The sequence below is a fragment of the Brevundimonas balnearis genome, from assembly GCF_042434805.1.
Classification (GTDB): Bacteria; Pseudomonadota; Alphaproteobacteria; order Caulobacterales; family Caulobacteraceae; genus Brevundimonas; species Brevundimonas balnearis.
In genome coordinates, this window is the sequence record NZ_JBHLSW010000001.1 from 77,970 (window position 1) to 96,033 (window position 18,064).

Sequence of the window (18,064 nt, forward strand, 5' to 3'; positions counted from 1 at the left end):
CTGTCCTCCGAAGCGCCGCCAGTCGCGAAGGAGGATGGTGGGCGGCGAGGGGTTCGAACCCCCGACCCCCTCGGTGTAAACGAGGTGCTCTGACCAGCTGAGCTAGCCGCCCGCGACGGCCGGTGTGCCCTCCCCCGCCGAGCTGATCAAGGCGCAAAGCAAAACGGCCGGGGCGAGCCCCGGCCGTTTCTCATTTCGGCCTCCGGCCTCAGTGCGTGGCCGGGACCGTGCCGCTGTCCTCGATCGGCGGCGGCGCGGGCAGAGGTTCGGCGGCCTCGTCCCATTCCACCGGCGTCAACGAGCCGGTCAGGGCCCACTTCAGCGCCTCGTCGGCGGTGGAGACCGGCACGATCTCCAGCCCCTCCTTGACGTTGTCGGGCACGTCCGCGAGGTCCTTCTCGTTCTCCTGCGGGATCAGCACCGTCTTCACGCCCGAGCGGAGCGCCGCGAGCAGCTTTTCCTTCAGGCCGCCGATGGCGGTGACGCGGCCGCGCAGGGTGATCTCGCCGGTCATGGCGATGTCCTTGCGCACCGGGATCCCGGTCAGGACCGAGACCATGGCCACCGTCATGGCCACGCCGGCCGAGGGACCGTCCTTGGGCGTCGCGCCGTCCGGCACGTGCACGTGGATGTCGGTCTTCTCGAACACCGGCGGCTTCACACCGAACGCCAGCGAGCGGGCCCGGACGTAGGAGGCGGCGGCGGAGATCGACTCCTTCATCACCTCCTTCAGGTTGCCGGTCACGGTCATACGGCCGCGGCCCGGCATCTTGATCGCCTCGATGGTCAGGATGTCGCCGCCGAACTGGGTCCAGGCCAAGCCGGTGACGATGCCGACCTGGTCCTCGGCGTCCGTCTCGCCGTAACGGTACTTCCGCACGCCCGCGTACTCAGCCAGCTTGGCCTCATCGACCGTGATCGCGGTCTCGCCGGTCTTGGCCATCTCGCGCACGGCTTTCCGCGCCAGCCCGCCCAGCGCCCGCTCCAGCGAACGAACGCCGGCTTCGCGGGTGTAGTAGCGGATCAGGTCGCGGATCATGTCGTCCGGCACGACCAGCTCGCCGTCCTTCAGCCCATGATCCTTCAAGAGCTTGGGCAGGACGTGCCGCTTGGCGATCTCGACCTTCTCATCCTCGGTGTAGCCCGAGACCTGGATGATCTCCATGCGGTCCAAGAGCGGCTGGGGCATGTTCAGGCTGTTGGCCGTGGTCACGAACATCACCTGGGACAGGTCGTAGTCGACCTCCAGATAGTGGTCGCCGAAGGTCGAGTTCTGGGCGGGATCCAGCACCTCCAACAGGGCCGAGGACGGGTCGCCACGCCAGTCGGCGCCCAGCTTGTCGATCTCGTCCAGCAGCACGAAGGCGTTGGTGGTCTTCGCCTTCTTCATCGACTGGATGATCTTGCCGGGCATGGAGCCGATGTAGGTCCGGCGGTGACCGCGGATCTCGGCCTCGTCACGCACCCCGCCCAGGGACATGCGCACGTATTCCCGTCCGGTGGCCTTGGCGATGGACTTGGCCAGCGACGTCTTGCCCACGCCGGGCGGTCCGACGAGGCACAGGATCGGGCCTTTCAGCGAGTTGGTCCGCGCCTGGACGGCCAGATACTCGATGATCCGCTCCTTGACCTTCTCCAGCCCGAAGTGATCCTCCTCGAGGATGTCCTCGGCCTTGCTGAGGTCGATGGGCTTGGACTTGGCCTTGCCCCAGGGGATCGACAGCAGCCAGTCCAGATAGTTCCGCACCACCGTCGACTCGGCCGACATCGGGCTCATGTTGCGCAGCTTCTTCAGCTCCGCCTCGGCCTTGGTGCGGGCTTCCTTGGAGAGCTTCGTCTTGCGGATGCGCTTTTCGAGCTCCATCAGCTCGTCGCGCTGATCGTCCTGCTCGCCCAGCTCGCGCTGGATCGCCTTCATCTGCTCGTTCAGATAGTACTCGCGCTGGGTCTTCTCCATCTGCCGCTTCACGCGGCTGCGGATCTTCTTCTCGACCTGCAGGACGCTGATCTCGCCCTCCATCAGGCCGTAGACCTTCTCCAGCCGGCGCGGCACGGCGATGGTCTCCAGCAGCCCCTGCTTGTCGGCGATCTTGACCGACAGGTGCGCGGCGACGGAGTCGGCGAGCTTGGACGCGTCGGTGATCTGGGGGATCGCCGACAGGGCTTCGGGCGGCACCTTCTTGTTCAGCTTGACGTAGTTCTCGAACTGCTCGACGACCGCGCGCATCATCGCCTCGGCCTCCGACGCGTCGCCGTCCTCGTCGGCGATGGGTTCGGCCTCGGCCTCGAAATAGTCGGCGCGGTCGGTGAAGCGCAGCAGCCGGGCGCGCTCCTTGCCCTCGACCAGCACCTTCACGGTGCCGTCGGGCAGCTTCAGCAGCTGCAGCACGGTGGCCAGGACGCCGGTGGTGTAGATGTCGCCCGGCGCGGGATCGTCGTCGACGCTGTTCTTCTGCGTGGCCAGCAGGATCTGCTTCTCGCCGCGCATGATCTCGTCGAGCGCCTTCACCGACTTCTCGCGACCGACGAACAACGGCACGACCATGTGCGGGAAGACGACGATGTCGCGAAGGGGCAGGACGGGAAGGGTACGGGACTCGGACATGATGCGTATCTCCGGGGCCATTGGGGATCGCCGGCCCGCATGAGCGGTCGCGTCGGACACCTGGCCCGGAACTTCCGCCACGCCCGCCTCTTCGGCGGCCTTGTTAAGGACTATGTGGCGCGTCGCCCGGGACGTTCAAGCGTCACGGTCCCGGGGGCTGAAAACACCGGTGGACGGACGAACGCCGCAACGATCGGCCAGCGTCACCGCCAGGCGCGACGCGCTGAGGCGTGAAGAAGGGGCCGGAAGGCGCACGTTCCGACCCCTGATGACCTGTGACCGGATCGTCGCACCCGACCGCGTCAGGCGGCGCCGTCGGCCTTCTTCTTGTTCTCGGAGTAGATGACCAGCGGCTGGGCGCGGCCTTCCACCACCTCGGCGTTGACCACCACTTCCTCGACGCCCTCGTAGCTGGGCAGTTCGAACATGGTCTCGAGCAGGATGCCCTCCATGATCGAACGCAGGCCGCGCGCGCCGGTCTTCCTCGTGATCGCCTTCTTGGCGATCGCCGACAGGGCGTCGTCGGTGAACGTCAGGCCGACGTTCTCCATCTCGAACAGGCGCTTGTACTGCTTGACCAGGGCGTTCTTCGGCTCGGTCAGGATCTTGACCAGCGCCACCTCGTCCAGGTCCTCAAGCGTCGCCAGGACGGGCAGACGGCCGATGAACTCCGGGATCAGGCCGAATCGCATCAGGTCGTCGGGCTCCACGCCCTTGAGGATTTCGCCGGTGCGGCGCTCGTCCACGTCCTTGACCTTGGCGCCGAAGCCGATGGAGGCCCCCACGCCGCGCGCGGAGATCACCTTCTCGAGGCCCGCGAAGGCGCCGCCGACGATGAACAGGATGTTGGAGGTGTCGACCTGCAGGAACTCCTGCTGCGGGTGCTTACGTCCGCCCTGGGGCGGCACGGAGGCGACGGTGCCCTCCATGATCTTCAGCAGCGCCTGCTGCACGCCCTCGCCCGAGACGTCGCGGGTGATCGAGGGGTTGTCGGACTTGCGGCTGATCTTATCGATCTCATCGATGTAGACGATGCCGCGCTGGGCCCGCTCGACGTTGTAGTCCGACGCCTGGAGCAGCTTCAGGATGATGTTCTCGACGTCCTCGCCCACATAACCGGCCTCGGTCAGGGTCGTGGCGTCGGCCATGGTGAAGGGCACGTCGATGATGCGCGCGAGCGTCTGGGCCAGCAGCGTCTTGCCCGAGCCGGTCGGCCCGATCAGCATGATGTTCGACTTGGCCAGCTCGACGTCGTTGTTCTTCGTCGCGTGGTTCAGGCGCTTGTAGTGGTTGTGGACCGCGACCGAGAGGACCTTCTTGGCGTGGTGCTGACCGATCACATAGTCGTCCAGGACCTCGCGGATCTCCTTGGGCGTGGGGACCCCGTCCTTGGACGCCTTGAAGGAGATCTTGTGCTCCTCGCGGATGATGTCCATGCACAGCTCGACGCATTCATCGCAGATGAACACCGTCGGTCCGGCGATGAGCTTGCGCACCTCATGCTGGCTCTTGCCGCAGAAGCTGCAGTAGAGGGTGCTCTTGGCGTCCGTGCCGGCTGCTTTGGTCATCGACCCTTCTCACTCCCGCGCCCGATTCCAACGAAGCGGAACGCGCTTCCCGTGCGTTTCCTTCCCATACTGGGCGCACAGGTCTTCAAAAAATGACAATCACCCATCCATCCCGCGACCACAACCCCGATGTCCTGCGACTCGGGACCTCGGGCGGGAGATCTGAAGGTTGGATGTGGATTGCGGCGAATGGCTGACATGGGGGCTGAGAAGGAACTTCGCCAGAGCCCGAGCAAGGAGGGCGCCATCGTCGCCTTCGACTTCGACGGCACCCTGACGGTCCGGGACAGCTTCACCGCCTTCCTGCGCTGGCATGCGGGAAAGCGGCGCTGGGCCAGAGGGTTGGCGCGGCTGACCCCGGCGCTCGCGACCTATGCGCGGGACCGGGACCGAGAGCGGATCAAGGCGGCCGCGGTGCGGGAGTTCCTTTCCGGGATCGAGCGCTCCGAACTGGAACGCGAGGCCGAGGCCTTCGCGGCGAAGCGGTGGGCGAAGCTGATGCGGCCGGACGCCCTCGAGGCCTGGGCCCGCTGGGGGGCCGAGGGCGCGCACCGGGTGATCGTCACGGCGAGCCCCGAAACCACCGTGGCGCCCTTCGCCCGACGGCTGGGCGCCGAGGCCCTGCTCGGCACGCCGCTGGTGTTCGATGGGGCCGGGCGGGTCACCGGCGCCTTCGCCGGCCCCAACTGCCGGGGCGAGGAGAAGGTGCGTCGCCTGCGCGCGGTCTACGGACCGGACGTCCGGCTGGTCGCGGCCTACGGCGACACCTCCGGCGATACGGAGATGCTGGCGATCGCGGACCAGCCGGGATTCAGGGTGTTTCGAGAGAAGCCCTAGAGCCTGATCAGACCGTCTTCACGCCGTCGTCGTCGGCCTGCTCACGCTTGTCGTAGACGTGATCGACGATGCCCCAGGCCTTCGCCTCGTCGGCGTTCATGAAGTAGTCGCGGTCCAGCGTCCGCTCGACCTCCTCATACGTCCGGCCGGTGTGCTTGACGTAAATCTCGTTCAGGCGGCGCTTGGTCTTGATGATGTCCTCGGCATGCCGCTCGATGTCGGAGGCCTGACCCCGGAAGCCGCCCGAAGGCTGGTGCACCATGATCCGCGCGTTCGGCAGGGCGACGCGCTGGCCCTCCGCGCCGGCGGTCAGCAGCAGCGAGCCCATGGACGCGGCCATGCCCATGCACACCGTCGTCACCGGCGACTTGATGTACTGCATGGTGTCGTAGATCGCGAGCCCGGACGTCACCACGCCGCCCGGGCTGTTGATGTACATGGAGATTTCCTTCTTCGGGTTCTCCGACTCCAGGAACAGCAGCTGGGCGCAGATCAGCGACGCCATGCCGTCCTCGACCGGGCCGGTCAGGAAGATGATCCGCTCGCGCAGCAGCCGCGAGAAGATGTCGAAGGCCCGCTCGCCGCGGCTGGATTGCTCCACCACCATCGGCACGAGGTTCATGGTCAGGTTGTCGATCGGATCGCGCATGAGGCCTTCTCGGAATGCGAAAATGCGGCGCGCCGACTCTGTCGGCCGACCGCCTCGTCCTGATATCGCGTCCCGACGCGGCCGGCGCAAGCGCCGGTCCCGGGCGGCCCGGCTCAGTCCGTCTCGGACGGGACCGCCATGCCGCGGATGAGGTCGCGAATCTGCTGGTTGGCGCGCAGCCGGTCCCTGGGCGCGGCGTAGAGCGCCGTCAGATAGTCCCGGTCCCAGGCGGTCATCCCCGTCAGCGTCGGCTGGGCGAAGAGGTTCAGCACCGTGTCGTAGCCGGTCGTCTCCGCCTGGGGGTCCAGCTGGGCCAGGGCCACCATCGCCACATAGTCGCTGAGCGCGCCGAAGTTGACCCGCCCGATCCGCGTGACGTCCAGGATGACCACGACGCGCGCCAGGTCCTCGCGCACGTTGGACCGCAGACGCGAGGCGTCGCGCACCGTGACGGTGGCGATGTCCTCGCCCTGCAGGGTGATCGCCGGATCGCCGGTGTCCACCGACACCGGAAGGCTGATGTGCCACCACCGGACGGGCGCGTCCGAGTTGACGAAGGCCTCCAGCGCCTCCTCGCCCATGTCGGTCCCGCTGCGGGCGGGCCGGAAGCCCTGGGGATTGTCCGCCACCAGTCGCGTCGCCAGGGCGTCCGCGTCGTCCGAACCGATCACCATGATGTCGGGGCGACACCCGGGCTCACCGGAGGTCAGGCCCACCTGGACCGCCGCCGTCGCGATCCGGTCGATCATGAACTGGGCGTAGGCGGGTTGCAGATTGGCGGCGCCGACGCAGATCTCGCGGTCCCAGCGCGCCAGCCGTCGTCCGGGCGGCGGCGCGGCGACCTCGTCGACGAACGCGCGGACGGTCTCTTCAAGTCGGCGCCCCTCGACGACCACCTCCTCGACGCTGGTCGCCGGCGTCTGCGGCTCCTGCGGGGCGGCCTCCTGACCGGATCCAGAGGCCATGGCGGCCATTACGGCCGCGACCAGCAGTCCATTCATGCCCCGATCTCCCTTGGCGACGCGACGACCTTAAGCCTCGTCTTCGTCCCTGAGGAGGTCTTCCTTGGAGATCGGCGTCTCGGTGACCTCGGCCATGCCGAAGATCATCTCGCAGACCTTCTCCTCATAGATCGGGGCGCGCATCTGGGCGGCGGCGCCCGGGTTCTGGCGGTAGAAGTCCAGCACCGCCCGCTCCTGACCCGGATAGTTGCGGGCCTCGGCCATGATGGCCTGGTTCAGTTCCTGGTCCGACACGCCGACGTTGTTGGCGCGGCCGATCTCGGCGAGCACCAGACCCAGGCGCACGCGGCGCTCGGCGATCTTGCGGTACTCTTCCTTCAGCTTCTTCTCGGACTTCTTGGCGTCCTCCTCAGGCAGGCGGCCGGCGGCCTTGTCGGCCTCGACCTGGCGCCAGATGCCCTCGAACTCGGCCTCGACCATCTTGGGCGGCAGGGGGAAGTCGTGCTTCTCGTCAAGCTGGTCCAGCAGGGCGCGCTTCAGCTTGAAGCGGGCGGCGCCGGCGTACTGCTGGTTCAGGTTCTGGCGCAGCAGGTCCTTCAGCTTGTCCAGCGATTCCAGGCCCAGACGCGTGGCGAACTCGTCGTTGATCTCGGCGTCCTTGGCGACCTTCACGGCCTTGACCTTGACGTCGAAGGTCGCGGCCTTACCGGCCAGATGCGCGGCCTGGTAGTTTTCCGGGAAGGTGACCTCGAGCGTCTTCTCCTCGCCGACCTTCACGCCCTTCAGCTGCTCTTCGAAGCCCGGGATGAAGGTGTTGGAGCCGATGACCACGGCGGCGTCCTCGGCCGAGCCGCCCTCGAACGCCTCGCCGTCGATCTTGCCCACGAAATCGATCACGACCTGGTCGCCGTCGGCGGCCTTGGGGGCCTTGCCGCCCTTGTCCTCGTAGGACTTGGCCTGACCGGCCAGTTCCTTCAGCGCCTCGTCAAGGTCGGCGTCCGACGCCTCGTAGGTCGGGCGGATCAGCTTCAGCGTCTTCGGGTCGACGGGCGTGAAGTCCGGCATCACCTCCAGCGACATCTCGTAGGCGAGGTCCGCTTCGCCGGCGACGACCTTGTCCAGGTCGCTGACCATCTTCATCTCCGCCGGCGCCGCAGGACGCACCTTGGCCTCGTCCAGCGCCTTCTGGCTGGAGGCGTTGAGCTCGGCGTTGACGATCTCGCCCATCAGATCGCGGCCGAAGGTCTTCTTGACGTGCGAGACCGGCACCTTGCCCGGGCGGAAGCCCTTCAGACGCACCTGCGGGGCCACTTCCTTCAGCCGGGTCTCGAGCTTGGCGTTCAACTCGTCCGCGGGGATGGTGACCGCGATCACGCGGCTCAGGCCTTCGTTCGACTTTTCGACGACTTGCATGGTGGGGGTCTGACGCTCTGGGGCGGCCATCTCGGCGGCGCGCGGATTTCAAGAAAGCACAAGGGCCGCCCCCGGCGGGGAGGCGGCGCCTCGAAGCCCGCCCTTATGTCGAGAACGACCGCGAAGGTCAACGCGAGGTTCCGCGCGACGGCGGCAGCGGCTATCTCATGCCCATGACCGCCTCACCCGCCTCGCTCGGCGTCTTCGTCACGCCCGTCACGCCGCTTCAGCAGAACTGCACCGTTGTCTGGTGCAAAACCACGAACCGGTGCGCGGTGATCGATCCGGGCGGCGGGGTCGACGCGATCCTCGCTGAGGTCGGGCGGCGGGGTCTGACGATCGACGCGATCTGGATCACCCACGGCCACCTCGACCACGCGGGCGGCGCCGCCGAGATGCAGGAGAAGACCGGCGTCGACATCATCGGGCCGCATCCCGCCGACCAGTTCTGGATCGACGGCATCGAGGCCCAGGGCAGGACCTACGGGATGCCCGAGGCGCGGGGCTTCACCCCGACCCGCTGGCTGGATGAGGGGGACACGCTCACTCTGGGCGAGACGGAGTGGCGGGTGCGGCACTGTCCCGGGCACACGCCGGGCCATGTGATCTTCTTCAACGCCGCCAACCGCTTCGCCCAGGTCGGAGACGTGCTGTTCCGCGGCTCGATCGGCCGCACGGACTTCCCGCGGAGCGACCACGCGGCCCTGCTGAACGCCATCGTCACAAAGCTGTGGCCGCTCGGCGACGATGTGACGTTCGTGCCGGGCCACGGGCCGGCCTCGACCTTCGGCCAGGAGCGGCGCGACAACGCCTTCGTCGCCGACCGCGTCCTGGGCCGGGGCTAGCGCCGCAGGTAAAGCCCGACGATCAGGCCGAGACCCAGACCATAGAGCAGGGCCTTCTCCGGCTTCTCGCGGATGCGCTCGCGCGCGCTCTCGACCTTCATGTCGGCCCAGTCGAAGCCCCTGCGGGCGTCCTCGCGCAGGGCGGCCCGGACCGAGCGCGGCGTTTCGGCGCCCGCGGCCGGCTGAATGGCCACGTCCTCTTCATAGACGTCGCGCTCGAAGCTCGCGGGTTCGGGCGACGGACGGGCCAGATCGTCGGCCTCGACGATGTCGTCGCGATCATAGGGGGTGGCGGTGGGATCGGTGTAGGTCATGGGAACTCCGTACAGGGTGGGGGCCTGCGGTGAACGCCCGAGCGCGTGGGCCGTTGCCCTCCCACAGGAGGCCATCGACATGACCCACACCGACCCTTTCGCGCCGCCGCTCGAGAGCCCCGAAATCGACGAACCGGATCCCGGCGCGCCCGAAGCCGTGCCGTCCGAGGCGCCGGACGAGCTGCCGCCGCCCACCCCGGACCCGACCTCCCCGATCCGCTCGCCCCAGGATCCCGGCTGATCCGCTCAACCCCTTGTGAAACGGCGGCATCTGCGGAACCGGCGCCGTTTCAGGGGGTTTGCTGATCAATGCAACAGTGGCCGAGGAAAGGGTCCAGGAATGGCCGACAGCCAAACTCCCCGTGCGTCCGGCGTGTCGAAACGGGGCTTCGCCTCGATGGATCCGGCGCGTCAGCGCGAGATCGCCCGAAAGGGCGGCGCCAGCGTGCCGAGCGAGAAGCGCAGCTTCTCCCAGGACCGCAACCTGGCGGCCCAGGCGGGGCGCAAGGGCGGCGAAGCCTCTCACGGCGCTCGCGGAAAGACGGATACAGACGGCGAAGCCCGCGGCTGATCGCTACCGAAACCGGGAAAGGCGGTCGGGGACGCCCCGGCCGCCTTTCGCTTGTCCGGATCAGGCCCTGAGCAGCGCCAGCGCGACCTTGGGCGCCTCGCTTTCGATCACGCGGTCCAGCCGCCAGCCCGACGCCTGGGCCAGGCGCTCGATCATGGCCCCGTCGAACTTGTGCGAGCTTTCGGTGTGCAGTCGTTCGCCCGCCTCGAACCGCACCTCGGCGCCGTCGATCCGGAAGGCCAGCGGCCGGACGGCCTCGAGATGCATCTCGATCCGCGCCCTGTCGGGGTTCCACAACGCCACATGACGGAAATCGGCGGGATCGACCGCGAGACCGAGGTCGTCGCGCATGCGGGCGATCAGGTTGAGGTTGAAAGCCGCGGTGACGCCCTGGGCGTCGTCATAGGCCGCCACCAGGGTGCGCTCATCCTTGATCAGATCGACGCCGAGGATGAACATCGCCCCCTCCCCCAGCAGCGCGCGCGCGGAACGCATGAAGGCGACCTGCTCGTCCGCCTCCAGATTGCCGATGGTGGAGCCGGGGAAGAATCCGACGCGGCGGCCCGCCGGCGTGTCGTCCGGCAGCCACTCCAGCGACAGGAAGTCTCCGACCACCGGCAGCACCTTCAGCCCCGGATAGGCCGCCGCCAGCCGCGTCTCCGCGCCTTCCAGAGCGCTGGGGCTGATGTCGATCGGCACATAGGCGGCGAGGTCGCGCGCCGCGTCGAGGACCAGGCGCGTTTTCTCGCTGGCGCCGGAGCCGTATTCGACGAGCACCGCGCCGGGGCCCATGGCCTCCGCCAGCGCCGGCGCCGCCGCGCGCAGCAGGCCCAGCTCCTGACGGGTCGGATAGTACTCCGGCAGGCGGGTGATCTGCTCGAACAGCTCCGAACCCCGCGCATCGTAGAACCACTTCGGCGAGGTCCGCTTCGGTGTCCGGGTCAGTCCGTCGCGCAGTTCACGCGCGAAGGCGGCGTCGCCGGCCGCGGCGTTGCGAGCCAGCCTGACCCCCGTGAAGGCCCAGCGCTGGTGAGGATAGTAGAAGTTGCGATAGCTGGCCCGCTCGTGCCCGCGCGGCGTCGCGAAGGCGGAGCCGCGCAGCACCACCTGATTGGCCATGAACTTGCCGTTGTACTCCGACGCCGTGCCCGGGGTGGGCGCGAAACCCGGGTAAGGCGCATAGGCGCTGGCCGTCCATTGCCAGACTTCGCCGAACAGGTCGGCGACGCGGTCGCCGGCGGCGGTCGCGGCGTGCTCCCACTCCGCTTCGGTCGGCAGCCGGGCCCCGGCCCAGCGGGCGTAGGCGTCCGCCTCGTAGAAGCTGACGTGGCGCACGGGCCGGTCGGGATCGACGGACACGCGGCCGGCCAGCGTCATCACGCTCCAGCCGTCGGCCTCCCGGCGCCAGTACGCCGGCGCGGTCCAGCCCTCCGCCTTCACCGCCGCCCAGCCGTCGGACAGCCAGAGCTCATGCCTCTCGTAGCCGGCGTCGTCGATGAAGCGCAGCCAGTCGCCGTTCGTGACCAGACCCGACGCCAGCTCGTAGGGCTCCAGCCAGACGCGATGTCGCGGACCTTCGTTGTCGAACGCGAAGCCGGCGTCGTCCGCCCCGACATCCACCAGACCTCCGTCGAACGCGACCCAGTCGGACAGGCCTTCACGGGGCGGGCGTCGGCCCGCCGGACGCGGCTCCTCGGGATAGGCCGCCGGGTCGAGCGGCGAGCGGGACATCAGGTGGAGCAGGTCCGACAGGAACAGCTCCTGATGCTGCTGGTCGTGGTGCAGGCCGAGCTCGAACAGGTAGGTCTCGACTCCCGGCTCGAGTCCCTCCTCCAACCGCTTGAGCATCCGGCGGTCGATCTCCGCGCGATACGCCAACACCTCGGCGACCGAGGGCCGCGTGATCAGTCTGCGCTCCGGCCGCGCCACCCGCTCGCCCAGCGCTTCGTAGTAGGAGTTGAACAGCGTCTGCAGCCGGGGATCGACCGGCTCATAGCCGTCCTGCCGCGCCAGGATCATCGCCTCGAAGAACCAGCTCGTATGCCCCAGGTGCCACTTGCCTGGGCTGGCGTCGGGCATGGATTGCGCCAGAAGGTCCTCGGGCGACAGCGTTTCGGCCAGCCTGGGCATCGCCGCGCGTACGTCGCGGTAGCGCATCGCCTCCCGGGAAGGCAGCGCCTCCACCTTGGCCAGATGGTTCATGACGCCCCCTTCGACGACCCTCACAAAGACTATCGGATAGAACGCCAAGCTTGGCTGACGGTTTCGTGAAGGCGGCCCTGTGTCGGCCAAGCGACTTAGGAACGGCCGATTGATGCTCGCGTTGACCTGAGGGCGTGGGGCTGATCGCCGCACTTCCCTCAATCGCGAGACCCGTATGCGTACCCCTCAAGCCGTGCCCGCCATGACGCGCGAAGACGGCGAGGTGATCCGGATTTCGGACCGCCAGTGGCGCAACGACGTGGTGGAGATGATCCCCCCGCTTCGCGCCTTCGCCTGGTCGCTGTCGCGCAATGCGTCCGACGCCGATGATCTGGTGCAGGAAACCTTGATCAAGGCCTGGTCGAACCGCGACAAGTTCACCCCCGGCACGAACCTGCGGGCCTGGCTTTTCACCATCCTGCGCAACACCTGGTACACCGCCGTCGGCAAGCGCAAGCGCGAGGTCTCGGATGAGGACGGCCACTACGCCGAGACGCTGACCTCGCAGCCCAACCAGGAGTGGACCTGCGAACTGTCGTCGCTCCAGGCCGCCCTGAACGAGCTGCCCCCCGATCACCGCGAAGCGATCGTCATGGTCGGCGCCGCAGGACTTTCCTACGAGGAGGCGGCCGAGATTTCCGGCTGCGCCTTGGGGACGATCAAGAGCCGCGTGAACCGCGCGCGCAACCGCCTGGCGCGGGTCCTGGACGTGGAGCGCCCGTCGGATCGCGCCTAACTGCGCGGATCCCCGAGCCGCCCCGAGAGCCGATTGACCAGCTGCACCAGATGATCCGGCGCCGGCGCTTGCTCGACGGCTTCAAACCCGACGCGCAACGCCTCGTCGACCGACCTCGGCGGCGGCGATCCGGAGCGGGTCTGGGCGGATTTTCTGGCCACGGCGCGAGGTCTCCCGTTGCTCACCTTAGCTCGCGCCCGGCTCTGCGTCTGTCACGGACACACACCTGCGACACGAAGGCGTGAAGGCGGAACGACCGCGATCGGGGCCGGGTTGGATTTCGGTCTTTTGCAAGGAGGCTTCAATGCAGAATCCCTTTCGAAACCGGTCCGAACACGATCGCGAGCGTGACTGGAACGACGATCGCCAGATGTCGCGTGACCCAAGCCACGACCGCGACCAGGAGCGTCGCAGCTGGCAGGATCAGGACCGCGGTCGCGGCGGCGTGCACCCGGCCATGAGCGGCGGCCGACAGGGCGAGTGGGGCTCCGCCGGCTACGGCCAGACGGCCCAGGGGTCGCAACTTTACGGCGGCCCCTCGCACGGCGGCTATGGCGGGATGCAGGGCCAGTCCGACTACGGCGGCTACAGCGGTTACGGCGGACAGTCATCCAGCATGGGCCGCAGCTATGGCGACGACGATCGCCAACAGCAGGGCCGCTTCGGCCAAGGGTACCGCGACGGCGGTTACAGCCGGGGCGGATATGATCAGAGCTACAGCCAGGGTCTTGGCGAAGGCTATGGCCAGTACAGTCAGGGCGGCTCCGCCGGCGCCGCGCCGGGTTCGCAAATCTGGAGCCAACAAGACCAGCGCTCCATCCGCCAGGGCTCCGGCGGCACCTATTCTCAGGGCCCCCGGGATCAGCAGCACGGCCGCCACCACGAGTTCGAACCGGACTATCTGCACTGGCGCGAGAACCAGATGCGCGGCTTCGACGACGACTACCGCAGCTGGCGTGATGAGCGCCGTCAGCGGTTCTCGTCGGATTTCGACACCTGGCGCAGCAGCCGCGGCGGCGACGCGGCCCGCAACAATCTGTCCGCCTCGGGCGTGCAGGACGTGGCGGACGGTGGCAAGGGCAAGTCGGACCTGAACGAGGCGGCGCGCGACGACGACACGGACACGGCGGGCGACAAGAAGCGCTGACGTCGACGGCCTCCGGCGACCTTCAGCGCCGGATCATGCGGAACGGGGTCGGTTCTCGCCGGCCCCGTTTTGCGCTTTCAGCGCACCGGCCGGCCGCCGTGCTTGGCGTACTCCAGACGCGCGATGGTGCGGTTGTGGACCTCGTCGGGGCCGTCCGCGATGCGCAGCGTCCGCACCGTGGCGTAGAGCTCGGCGAGCGGCGTGTCCGGCGACACGCCCGCGCCGCCGAAGGCCTGGATCGCGTCGTCGATGACCCGCAGCGCCATGCGGGGCGCCGCCACCTTGATCTGGGCGATCTCGGACTTGGCGTTCTTGGCCCCGGCCTGGTCGATCATCCAGGCGGCCTTCAGCACCATCAGGCGGCACATCTCGATGTTGGTGCGCGCCTCGGCGACGCGCTGCTCCCAGACCGAATGCTCGGCGATCTGCTTCCTGAAGGCCGTGCGGCTCAGCAGCCTCTGGCACATCAGCTCCAACGCCCGCTCGGCGCAGCCGATCACGCGCATGCAGTGGTGGATGCGGCCCGGCCCAAGGCGACCCTGCGCGATCTCGAAGCCCCGGCCCTCGCCCGCGATCAGGTTCTCCACCGGCACCCGGACATTGTCGAGCACGACCTCGGCATGGCCGATCGGCAGTTCATCGTAGCCGAACACCTTCAGCATGCGCTCGACGCGGAAGCCGGGCGTGTCCACCGGCACGATGATCTGGCTCTGCTGCTGGTGGGTCGCCGCGTCCGGATCGGTCTTGCCCATGACGATGGTCACCGCGACGTTCGGATGCGCCATGTTGGTCGACCACCACTTGCGGCCGTTGATGACGTAGTGGTCGCCGTCGCGCTCTATGCGGGTCTGGATGTTGGTGGCGTCGGACGAGGCCACCTCCGGCTCGGTCATCAGGAAGGCGGAGCGGATTTCGCCGGCCATCAGCGGCGTCAGCCAGCGCGCCTGCTGCTCGGCGTTCCCGTACATATGGAGCACTTCCATATTGCCGGTGTCGGGCGCGTTGCAGTTGAACACCTCGGGCGTCCACAGGCCCGCCTTGCCCATGGCCTCGGCCAGCGGCGCGTATTCCAGGTTCGTCAGCCCGGCGCCGTGATCCCCAGGCAGGAACATGTTCCACAGACCCGCCTCGCGCGCCTCGGCCTTCATCGCCTCCATGGTTGGGGGCTGGCGGGACGGATCGGCGTGGACCTCGGCGTGATAGTCCGCCGCGCGCGGCAGGACCTTGTCCTCCAGGAAACGCGTGACCCGCTCCTGCCAGTGAAGGCCGCGGTCGGAGTGCTGGAATTCCATCGTGTAATCCTCCCCCATAGGGGGAGGGGGACCGCGAAGCGGTGGAGGGGGATCCCTCATGCACCGAGCCCGCAAAGAGCCCCCTCCGTCGCGACGCTCTGCGTCGCGCCACCTCCCCCGGTAGGGGGAGGAATGATCGTCAGCGCTTGAGCAGCGGCGCGAGCTTCTGGGCGATCATCATGTCGCCGTCGATCTTCAGCTTGCCCTGCATGAAGGCCATCATCGGGTCCAGCCGACCCTCGGACAGGGCGATGAAGTCATCCCAGCTGATCCGCACGGTGGCGTCGGCCGGCTTGTCCTCGTTGGTCACCGAGTTCGGGACGGACGCGCCGTCGATGAAGATCTTGCCGGTGTCGCCCAGGTCGATCTTCACGGTCTTGCCCAGACCGGAGTTGTCGCCGACGGCGCTGCGGATGTGGTCGGTCACGGAAGCCAGGTCGGCCATTCGCGTCTCTCCTGAGGGAGGAAGGTGGGAGCGAACGCCTAACCCGGTCGTCGGACGGCGCCAAGATCACCTTGCGGAAACCTCGGCGCCGCGACGGTCGATCAGAACAGGACCTTCAGGGTGGCCACGACGCGCTCGTCGCTGAACGGCGTGTCGACGTCGGTGTCGTGATACCGCAGGTCGCCGACGAGATTGTCGGTGAAGGCGTAGCCGGCCCCGACGTTCCAGGTGGTGTAGTCGTCCGAAACGTCCAGCGTCTGGTGGCCCAGCGCCCCCGACACGGTCCACTTGGAGTCGAGGGCCCAGGCGAGGTTGCCCTCGACATAGACCGCCTCCTCGTCCGCCGCGCCGAAGAAGTCGGGCGAGTAGAACACCACCGCCCCGAACGTGGCCGGGCCGACCGCGCGCGACGCGGCCGCCTTGAACTCCAGATAGTCGTAGTCGGAAGCGCCCGGCCCGCCGGGGTAGAAGTAGCCGACCACGCCGAAGTCCAGGGCGTAGCCCGCGGCTTCCGTGCGATAGCCGCCGTAGAGGTCGATCTCGCCGTCGGTGTCGTCGAAGAACTCGACGTTCGAGGCCCAGGCCCCGACGTAGAAGGAGCCGATGGTGGCGTCGACGCCGCCCTGGATCGCCGGCTCGCTGTCGGTCTGGCTGAACCCCCGGAACACATAGTCGGTGGTGGCGGCGACGTTGAACGCCACGTCCACGTCCTGGGCGGCGGCGGCGCCGGCCATCGTCATGAGAGCGCCGGCCGTCACGGCGGCGTACTTGAAGAACTTCATCAGCTTATCCCCTCTTGATGACCCCGCGTCGGGGAGGACCGGGGTCCGGTTGATCCGGGAGCGGCGCGACCGGCCGCCGCCGGGGTTTCGATGTCAGGCGTGCTCCAGCGCCTCGCCGTGCAGGTGGGTGTCCAGGCCGTCCTCCTCCTGGGCCTCGCTGACGCGCAGGCCCGTGGTGAACTTGCAGATCACCAGGATGACGAAGGTGGCGACCGCGCTCCACGCCACGGTGAAGGCCAGACCGAGCGCCTGGTTCCCGACGTTGGCGCCTTCCGACACGCCGTTGATGGCGGTGGTGGCGAAGACGCCGGTCAGCAGGGCGCCCAGCAGGCCGCCCGCGCCGTGGATCCCGAAGGCGTCCAGGCTGTCGTCGTAGCGCAGCAGCTTCTTGATCCAGACCGAGGCGGCGTAGCAGACCGGACCGGCCGCCGCGCCGATGATGATCGCGCCCTTGGGATCGACGAATCCGGCGGCGGGGGTGATGGCCACCAGACCCGCGACCAGACCCGACAGGACGCCGATCAGCGAAGGCTTCCGCTTCTCGATTACCTCGACGATCTTCCAGGTCAGGGAGGCGGCCATGGCGGCGATGATGGTGTTCAGCAGCGCCACCCCGGCGACGGCGTCCGCCGCCCAGGCCGAGCCGGCGTTGAAGCCGATCCACCCGACCAGCAGCAAGCTGGCGCCGATCATGGTCAGGACGGGGTTGTGCGCCACGATCGGCTCGGCCCCGTAACCCTTGCGGGCGCCCAGGAAGATGGCGCAGACCAGCCCCGCCACGCCGGAGTTGACGTGCACGACGGCGCCGCCCGCGAAGTCCAGCACGCCGGCCGACCCCAGGAAGCCCCCGCCCCACACCCAGTGGCAGATGGGCGCGTAGACGAAGACCGACCACAGCGCGGTGAACAGCAGCAGGGCCGAATATTTGATCCGCTCGGCGAAGGCGCCGGTGACCAGGGCGGGCGTGATGATGGCGAAGGTCAGCTGGAAGGCGATCCAGAGATACTCCGGCAGGCCCGGCGCGGCCGCATAGGCCGTCTCCATCGTCACGCCGTTCAGGAAGGCGGCGTCCAGGCTGCCGATGACCGACTGCACCTGTTCGTCGGAGAAGCCGAAAGCCGCCTCGCCCACGCCGAACGACAGGCTGTAGCCGACGGCGAACCAGGCGAGCGTGACGACGGAGGCGACGCCCAGAGACTGGGTGATGGTGGCGATCACGTTCTTGCGCCGCACCATGCCGCCGTAGAACAGCGCCAGGCCCGGCAGCGTCATCAGCAGGACCAGCGCGGTCGAGGTCAGGATCCAGGCGCTCGCGGCGCCGTCCACCTCGGCGACCGCCTGATGGGCCAGAAGCGCCGGCTCAGGCGCCGCCTCGGGTTCCGCGGGCGGTGCGGCAGCGGCTTCGGCAGGCGCCGCCTCCGCCACCGTCGGCGCGGCCGGCGCCTCCTGGGCGAAGGCCCCGCCCGCCCAGAACAGCGCCAGGGTGAGAAGACAGAGCGCCAGCGCGCCTGGAAGTCGGTTCAAGAACTGCGACATGCACGTATCCCCCTTGCTATCTCGCAGTTGCGAACTGTTTACCTCATTTTCGTGACTGGCAAGTCCCAGAACGTGGTTCGACGCATTTTTCGTGCACGGAGCGTCTCCGCCGCCCCATCAAGGGCAAGTTTCTTGCGCCGCGCGCGCGAAGGCCCTAAGG

Annotated in this window: 17 protein-coding genes and 1 tRNA gene; 6 read left to right on the forward strand and 12 right to left on the reverse strand. The window is 68.2% G+C overall.

Going from position 1 to position 18,064, the window contains the following annotated elements; genetic code table 11:
• Positions 1 to 35: 35 nt before the first annotated feature.
• The 3 genes from ACFFGE_RS00435 to clpX form a co-directional block, all read right to left on the reverse strand.
• A tRNA-Val gene (locus ACFFGE_RS00435) sits at positions 36 to 112 on the reverse strand.
• Positions 113 to 208: 96 nt separating this feature from the next.
• Positions 209 to 2,605, reverse strand: a complete 2,397-nt coding sequence (gene lon / locus ACFFGE_RS00440) for an endopeptidase La (protein WP_376833200.1) — start codon at positions 2,603 to 2,605, stop codon at positions 209 to 211.
• Between the two features lie 302 nt (positions 2,606 to 2,907).
• Entirely contained in the window at positions 2,908 to 4,173 is a 1,266-nt protein-coding gene (clpX, locus tag ACFFGE_RS00445) for an ATP-dependent Clp protease ATP-binding subunit ClpX (RefSeq protein WP_376833202.1), read from the reverse strand.
• A gap of 189 nt (positions 4,174 to 4,362) precedes the next feature.
• Between clpX and ACFFGE_RS00450 the strand changes: the two genes are divergently transcribed.
• The gene (locus tag ACFFGE_RS00450) at positions 4,363 to 5,010 is read left to right on the forward strand and encodes an HAD-IB family hydrolase (protein WP_376833203.1); all 648 of its coding nucleotides are present in this window, start codon (positions 4,363 to 4,365) and stop codon (positions 5,008 to 5,010) included.
• A gap of 7 nt (positions 5,011 to 5,017) precedes the next feature.
• On the opposite strand, the gene ACFFGE_RS00455 is transcribed toward ACFFGE_RS00450, so the two are convergent.
• The 3 genes from ACFFGE_RS00455 to tig form a co-directional block, all read right to left on the reverse strand.
• Positions 5,018 to 5,659, reverse strand: coding sequence for an ATP-dependent Clp protease proteolytic subunit (locus tag ACFFGE_RS00455; protein WP_376833206.1), 642 nt, complete (start codon positions 5,657 to 5,659; stop codon positions 5,018 to 5,020).
• A gap of 113 nt (positions 5,660 to 5,772) precedes the next feature.
• The gene (locus tag ACFFGE_RS00460; RefSeq protein ID WP_376833208.1) at positions 5,773 to 6,660 is read right to left on the reverse strand and encodes a hypothetical protein; all 888 of its coding nucleotides are present in this window, start codon (positions 6,658 to 6,660) and stop codon (positions 5,773 to 5,775) included.
• A gap of 30 nt (positions 6,661 to 6,690) precedes the next feature.
• Positions 6,691 to 8,034, reverse strand: a complete 1,344-nt coding sequence (tig, locus tag ACFFGE_RS00465) for a trigger factor (protein ID WP_376833210.1) — start codon at positions 8,032 to 8,034, stop codon at positions 6,691 to 6,693.
• A 167-nt stretch (positions 8,035 to 8,201) separates the two neighbouring features.
• On the opposite strand from tig, the gene ACFFGE_RS00470 reads away from it, so the two are divergent.
• A complete protein-coding gene (locus ACFFGE_RS00470) occupies positions 8,202 to 8,879 on the forward strand; it encodes an MBL fold metallo-hydrolase (RefSeq protein WP_376833213.1) in 678 nt (225 codons plus the stop codon).
• On the opposite strand, the gene ACFFGE_RS00475 is transcribed toward ACFFGE_RS00470, so the two are convergent.
• Positions 8,876 to 9,193, reverse strand: coding sequence for a hypothetical protein (locus tag ACFFGE_RS00475; RefSeq protein ID WP_376833215.1), 318 nt, complete (start codon positions 9,191 to 9,193; stop codon positions 8,876 to 8,878). The two genes, ACFFGE_RS00470 and ACFFGE_RS00475, sit on opposite strands and share 4 nt — an antisense overlap.
• Positions 9,194 to 9,272: 79 nt before the next feature.
• Here ACFFGE_RS00475 and ACFFGE_RS00480 point away from each other — a divergent pair, with 79 nt between their 5' ends.
• Both ACFFGE_RS00480 and ACFFGE_RS00485 read left to right on the forward strand, forming a co-directional pair.
• Positions 9,273 to 9,434 (forward strand): hypothetical protein, encoded by a 162-nt coding sequence (locus ACFFGE_RS00480; protein ID WP_376833217.1) that lies wholly within the window; start codon positions 9,273 to 9,275, stop codon positions 9,432 to 9,434.
• Positions 9,435 to 9,533: 99 nt separating this feature from the next.
• Positions 9,534 to 9,764 carry a con-10 family general stress protein gene (locus ACFFGE_RS00485; RefSeq protein ID WP_376833219.1) on the forward strand — a complete coding sequence of 77 codons (231 nt, stop codon included), beginning with the start codon at positions 9,534 to 9,536 and terminating at the stop codon, positions 9,762 to 9,764.
• Between the two features lie 60 nt (positions 9,765 to 9,824).
• Here ACFFGE_RS00485 and egtB read toward each other — a convergent pair whose 3' ends face one another.
• Positions 9,825 to 11,966 carry an ergothioneine biosynthesis protein EgtB gene (egtB, locus tag ACFFGE_RS00490; protein WP_376833221.1) on the reverse strand — a complete coding sequence of 714 codons (2,142 nt, stop codon included), beginning with the start codon at positions 11,964 to 11,966 and terminating at the stop codon, positions 9,825 to 9,827.
• A gap of 175 nt (positions 11,967 to 12,141) precedes the next feature.
• Between egtB and ACFFGE_RS00495 the strand changes: the two genes are divergently transcribed.
• Both ACFFGE_RS00495 and ACFFGE_RS00500 read left to right on the forward strand, forming a co-directional pair.
• The gene (locus ACFFGE_RS00495) at positions 12,142 to 12,702 is read left to right on the forward strand and encodes a sigma-70 family RNA polymerase sigma factor (RefSeq protein WP_376833223.1); all 561 of its coding nucleotides are present in this window, start codon (positions 12,142 to 12,144) and stop codon (positions 12,700 to 12,702) included.
• Between the two features lie 304 nt (positions 12,703 to 13,006).
• On the forward strand, positions 13,007 to 13,849 hold the full coding sequence (locus tag ACFFGE_RS00500; protein ID WP_376833225.1) for a hypothetical protein: 843 nt from the start codon (positions 13,007 to 13,009) through the stop codon (positions 13,847 to 13,849).
• A 77-nt stretch (positions 13,850 to 13,926) separates the two neighbouring features.
• On the opposite strand, the gene ACFFGE_RS00505 is transcribed toward ACFFGE_RS00500, so the two are convergent.
• The 4 genes from ACFFGE_RS00505 to ACFFGE_RS00520 form a co-directional block, all read right to left on the reverse strand.
• The gene (locus ACFFGE_RS00505) at positions 13,927 to 15,141 is read right to left on the reverse strand and encodes an acyl-CoA dehydrogenase family protein (RefSeq protein WP_376833227.1); all 1,215 of its coding nucleotides are present in this window, start codon (positions 15,139 to 15,141) and stop codon (positions 13,927 to 13,929) included.
• A 139-nt stretch (positions 15,142 to 15,280) separates the two neighbouring features.
• Positions 15,281 to 15,586 carry an SCP2 sterol-binding domain-containing protein gene (locus tag ACFFGE_RS00510; RefSeq protein ID WP_376833229.1) on the reverse strand — a complete coding sequence of 102 codons (306 nt, stop codon included), beginning with the start codon at positions 15,584 to 15,586 and terminating at the stop codon, positions 15,281 to 15,283.
• Positions 15,587 to 15,687: 101 nt separating this feature from the next.
• Complete coding sequence (locus ACFFGE_RS00515) at positions 15,688 to 16,368, reverse strand: TorF family putative porin (RefSeq protein WP_376833231.1); 681 nt, start codon at positions 16,366 to 16,368, stop codon at positions 15,688 to 15,690.
• A 93-nt stretch (positions 16,369 to 16,461) separates the two neighbouring features.
• Positions 16,462 to 17,904: an ammonium transporter gene (locus ACFFGE_RS00520; protein WP_376833233.1), complete on the reverse strand. Its 1,443-nt coding sequence runs from the start codon at positions 17,902 to 17,904 to the stop codon at positions 16,462 to 16,464.
• Between the last annotated feature and the right edge of the window lie 160 nt (positions 17,905 to 18,064).

Coding starts and splice junctions, on each gene's coding strand:
- ACFFGE_RS00500 (WP_376833225.1), top strand. CDS start 13,007: ATGCAGAATCCCTTTCGAAACCGGTCCGAACACGATCGCGAGCGTGAC.
- ACFFGE_RS00480 (WP_376833217.1), top strand. CDS start 9,273: ATGACCCACACCGACCCTTTCGCGCCGCCGCTCGAGAGCCCCGAAATC.
- tig (WP_376833210.1), bottom strand. CDS start 8,034: ATGCAAGTCGTCGAAAAGTCGAACGAAGGCCTGAGCCGCGTGATCGCG.
- ACFFGE_RS00455 (WP_376833206.1), bottom strand. CDS start 5,659: ATGCGCGATCCGATCGACAACCTGACCATGAACCTCGTGCCGATGGTG.
- ACFFGE_RS00475 (WP_376833215.1), bottom strand. CDS start 9,193: ATGACCTACACCGATCCCACCGCCACCCCCTATGATCGCGACGACATC.
- ACFFGE_RS00470 (WP_376833213.1), top strand. CDS start 8,202: ATGCCCATGACCGCCTCACCCGCCTCGCTCGGCGTCTTCGTCACGCCC.
- ACFFGE_RS00485 (WP_376833219.1), top strand. CDS start 9,534: ATGGCCGACAGCCAAACTCCCCGTGCGTCCGGCGTGTCGAAACGGGGC.
- ACFFGE_RS00460 (WP_376833208.1), bottom strand. CDS start 6,660: ATGAATGGACTGCTGGTCGCGGCCGTAATGGCCGCCATGGCCTCTGGA.
- egtB (WP_376833221.1), bottom strand. CDS start 11,966: ATGAACCATCTGGCCAAGGTGGAGGCGCTGCCTTCCCGGGAGGCGATG.
- ACFFGE_RS00515 (WP_376833231.1), bottom strand. CDS start 16,368: ATGAAGTTCTTCAAGTACGCCGCCGTGACGGCCGGCGCTCTCATGACG.
- ACFFGE_RS00520 (WP_376833233.1), bottom strand. CDS start 17,904: ATGTCGCAGTTCTTGAACCGACTTCCAGGCGCGCTGGCGCTCTGTCTT.
- lon (WP_376833200.1), bottom strand. CDS start 2,605: ATGTCCGAGTCCCGTACCCTTCCCGTCCTGCCCCTTCGCGACATCGTC.
- ACFFGE_RS00495 (WP_376833223.1), top strand. CDS start 12,142: ATGCGTACCCCTCAAGCCGTGCCCGCCATGACGCGCGAAGACGGCGAG.
- ACFFGE_RS00510 (WP_376833229.1), bottom strand. CDS start 15,586: ATGGCCGACCTGGCTTCCGTGACCGACCACATCCGCAGCGCCGTCGGC.
- ACFFGE_RS00450 (WP_376833203.1), top strand. CDS start 4,363: ATGGCTGACATGGGGGCTGAGAAGGAACTTCGCCAGAGCCCGAGCAAG.
- clpX (WP_376833202.1), bottom strand. CDS start 4,173: ATGACCAAAGCAGCCGGCACGGACGCCAAGAGCACCCTCTACTGCAGC.
- ACFFGE_RS00505 (WP_376833227.1), bottom strand. CDS start 15,141: ATGGAATTCCAGCACTCCGACCGCGGCCTTCACTGGCAGGAGCGGGTC.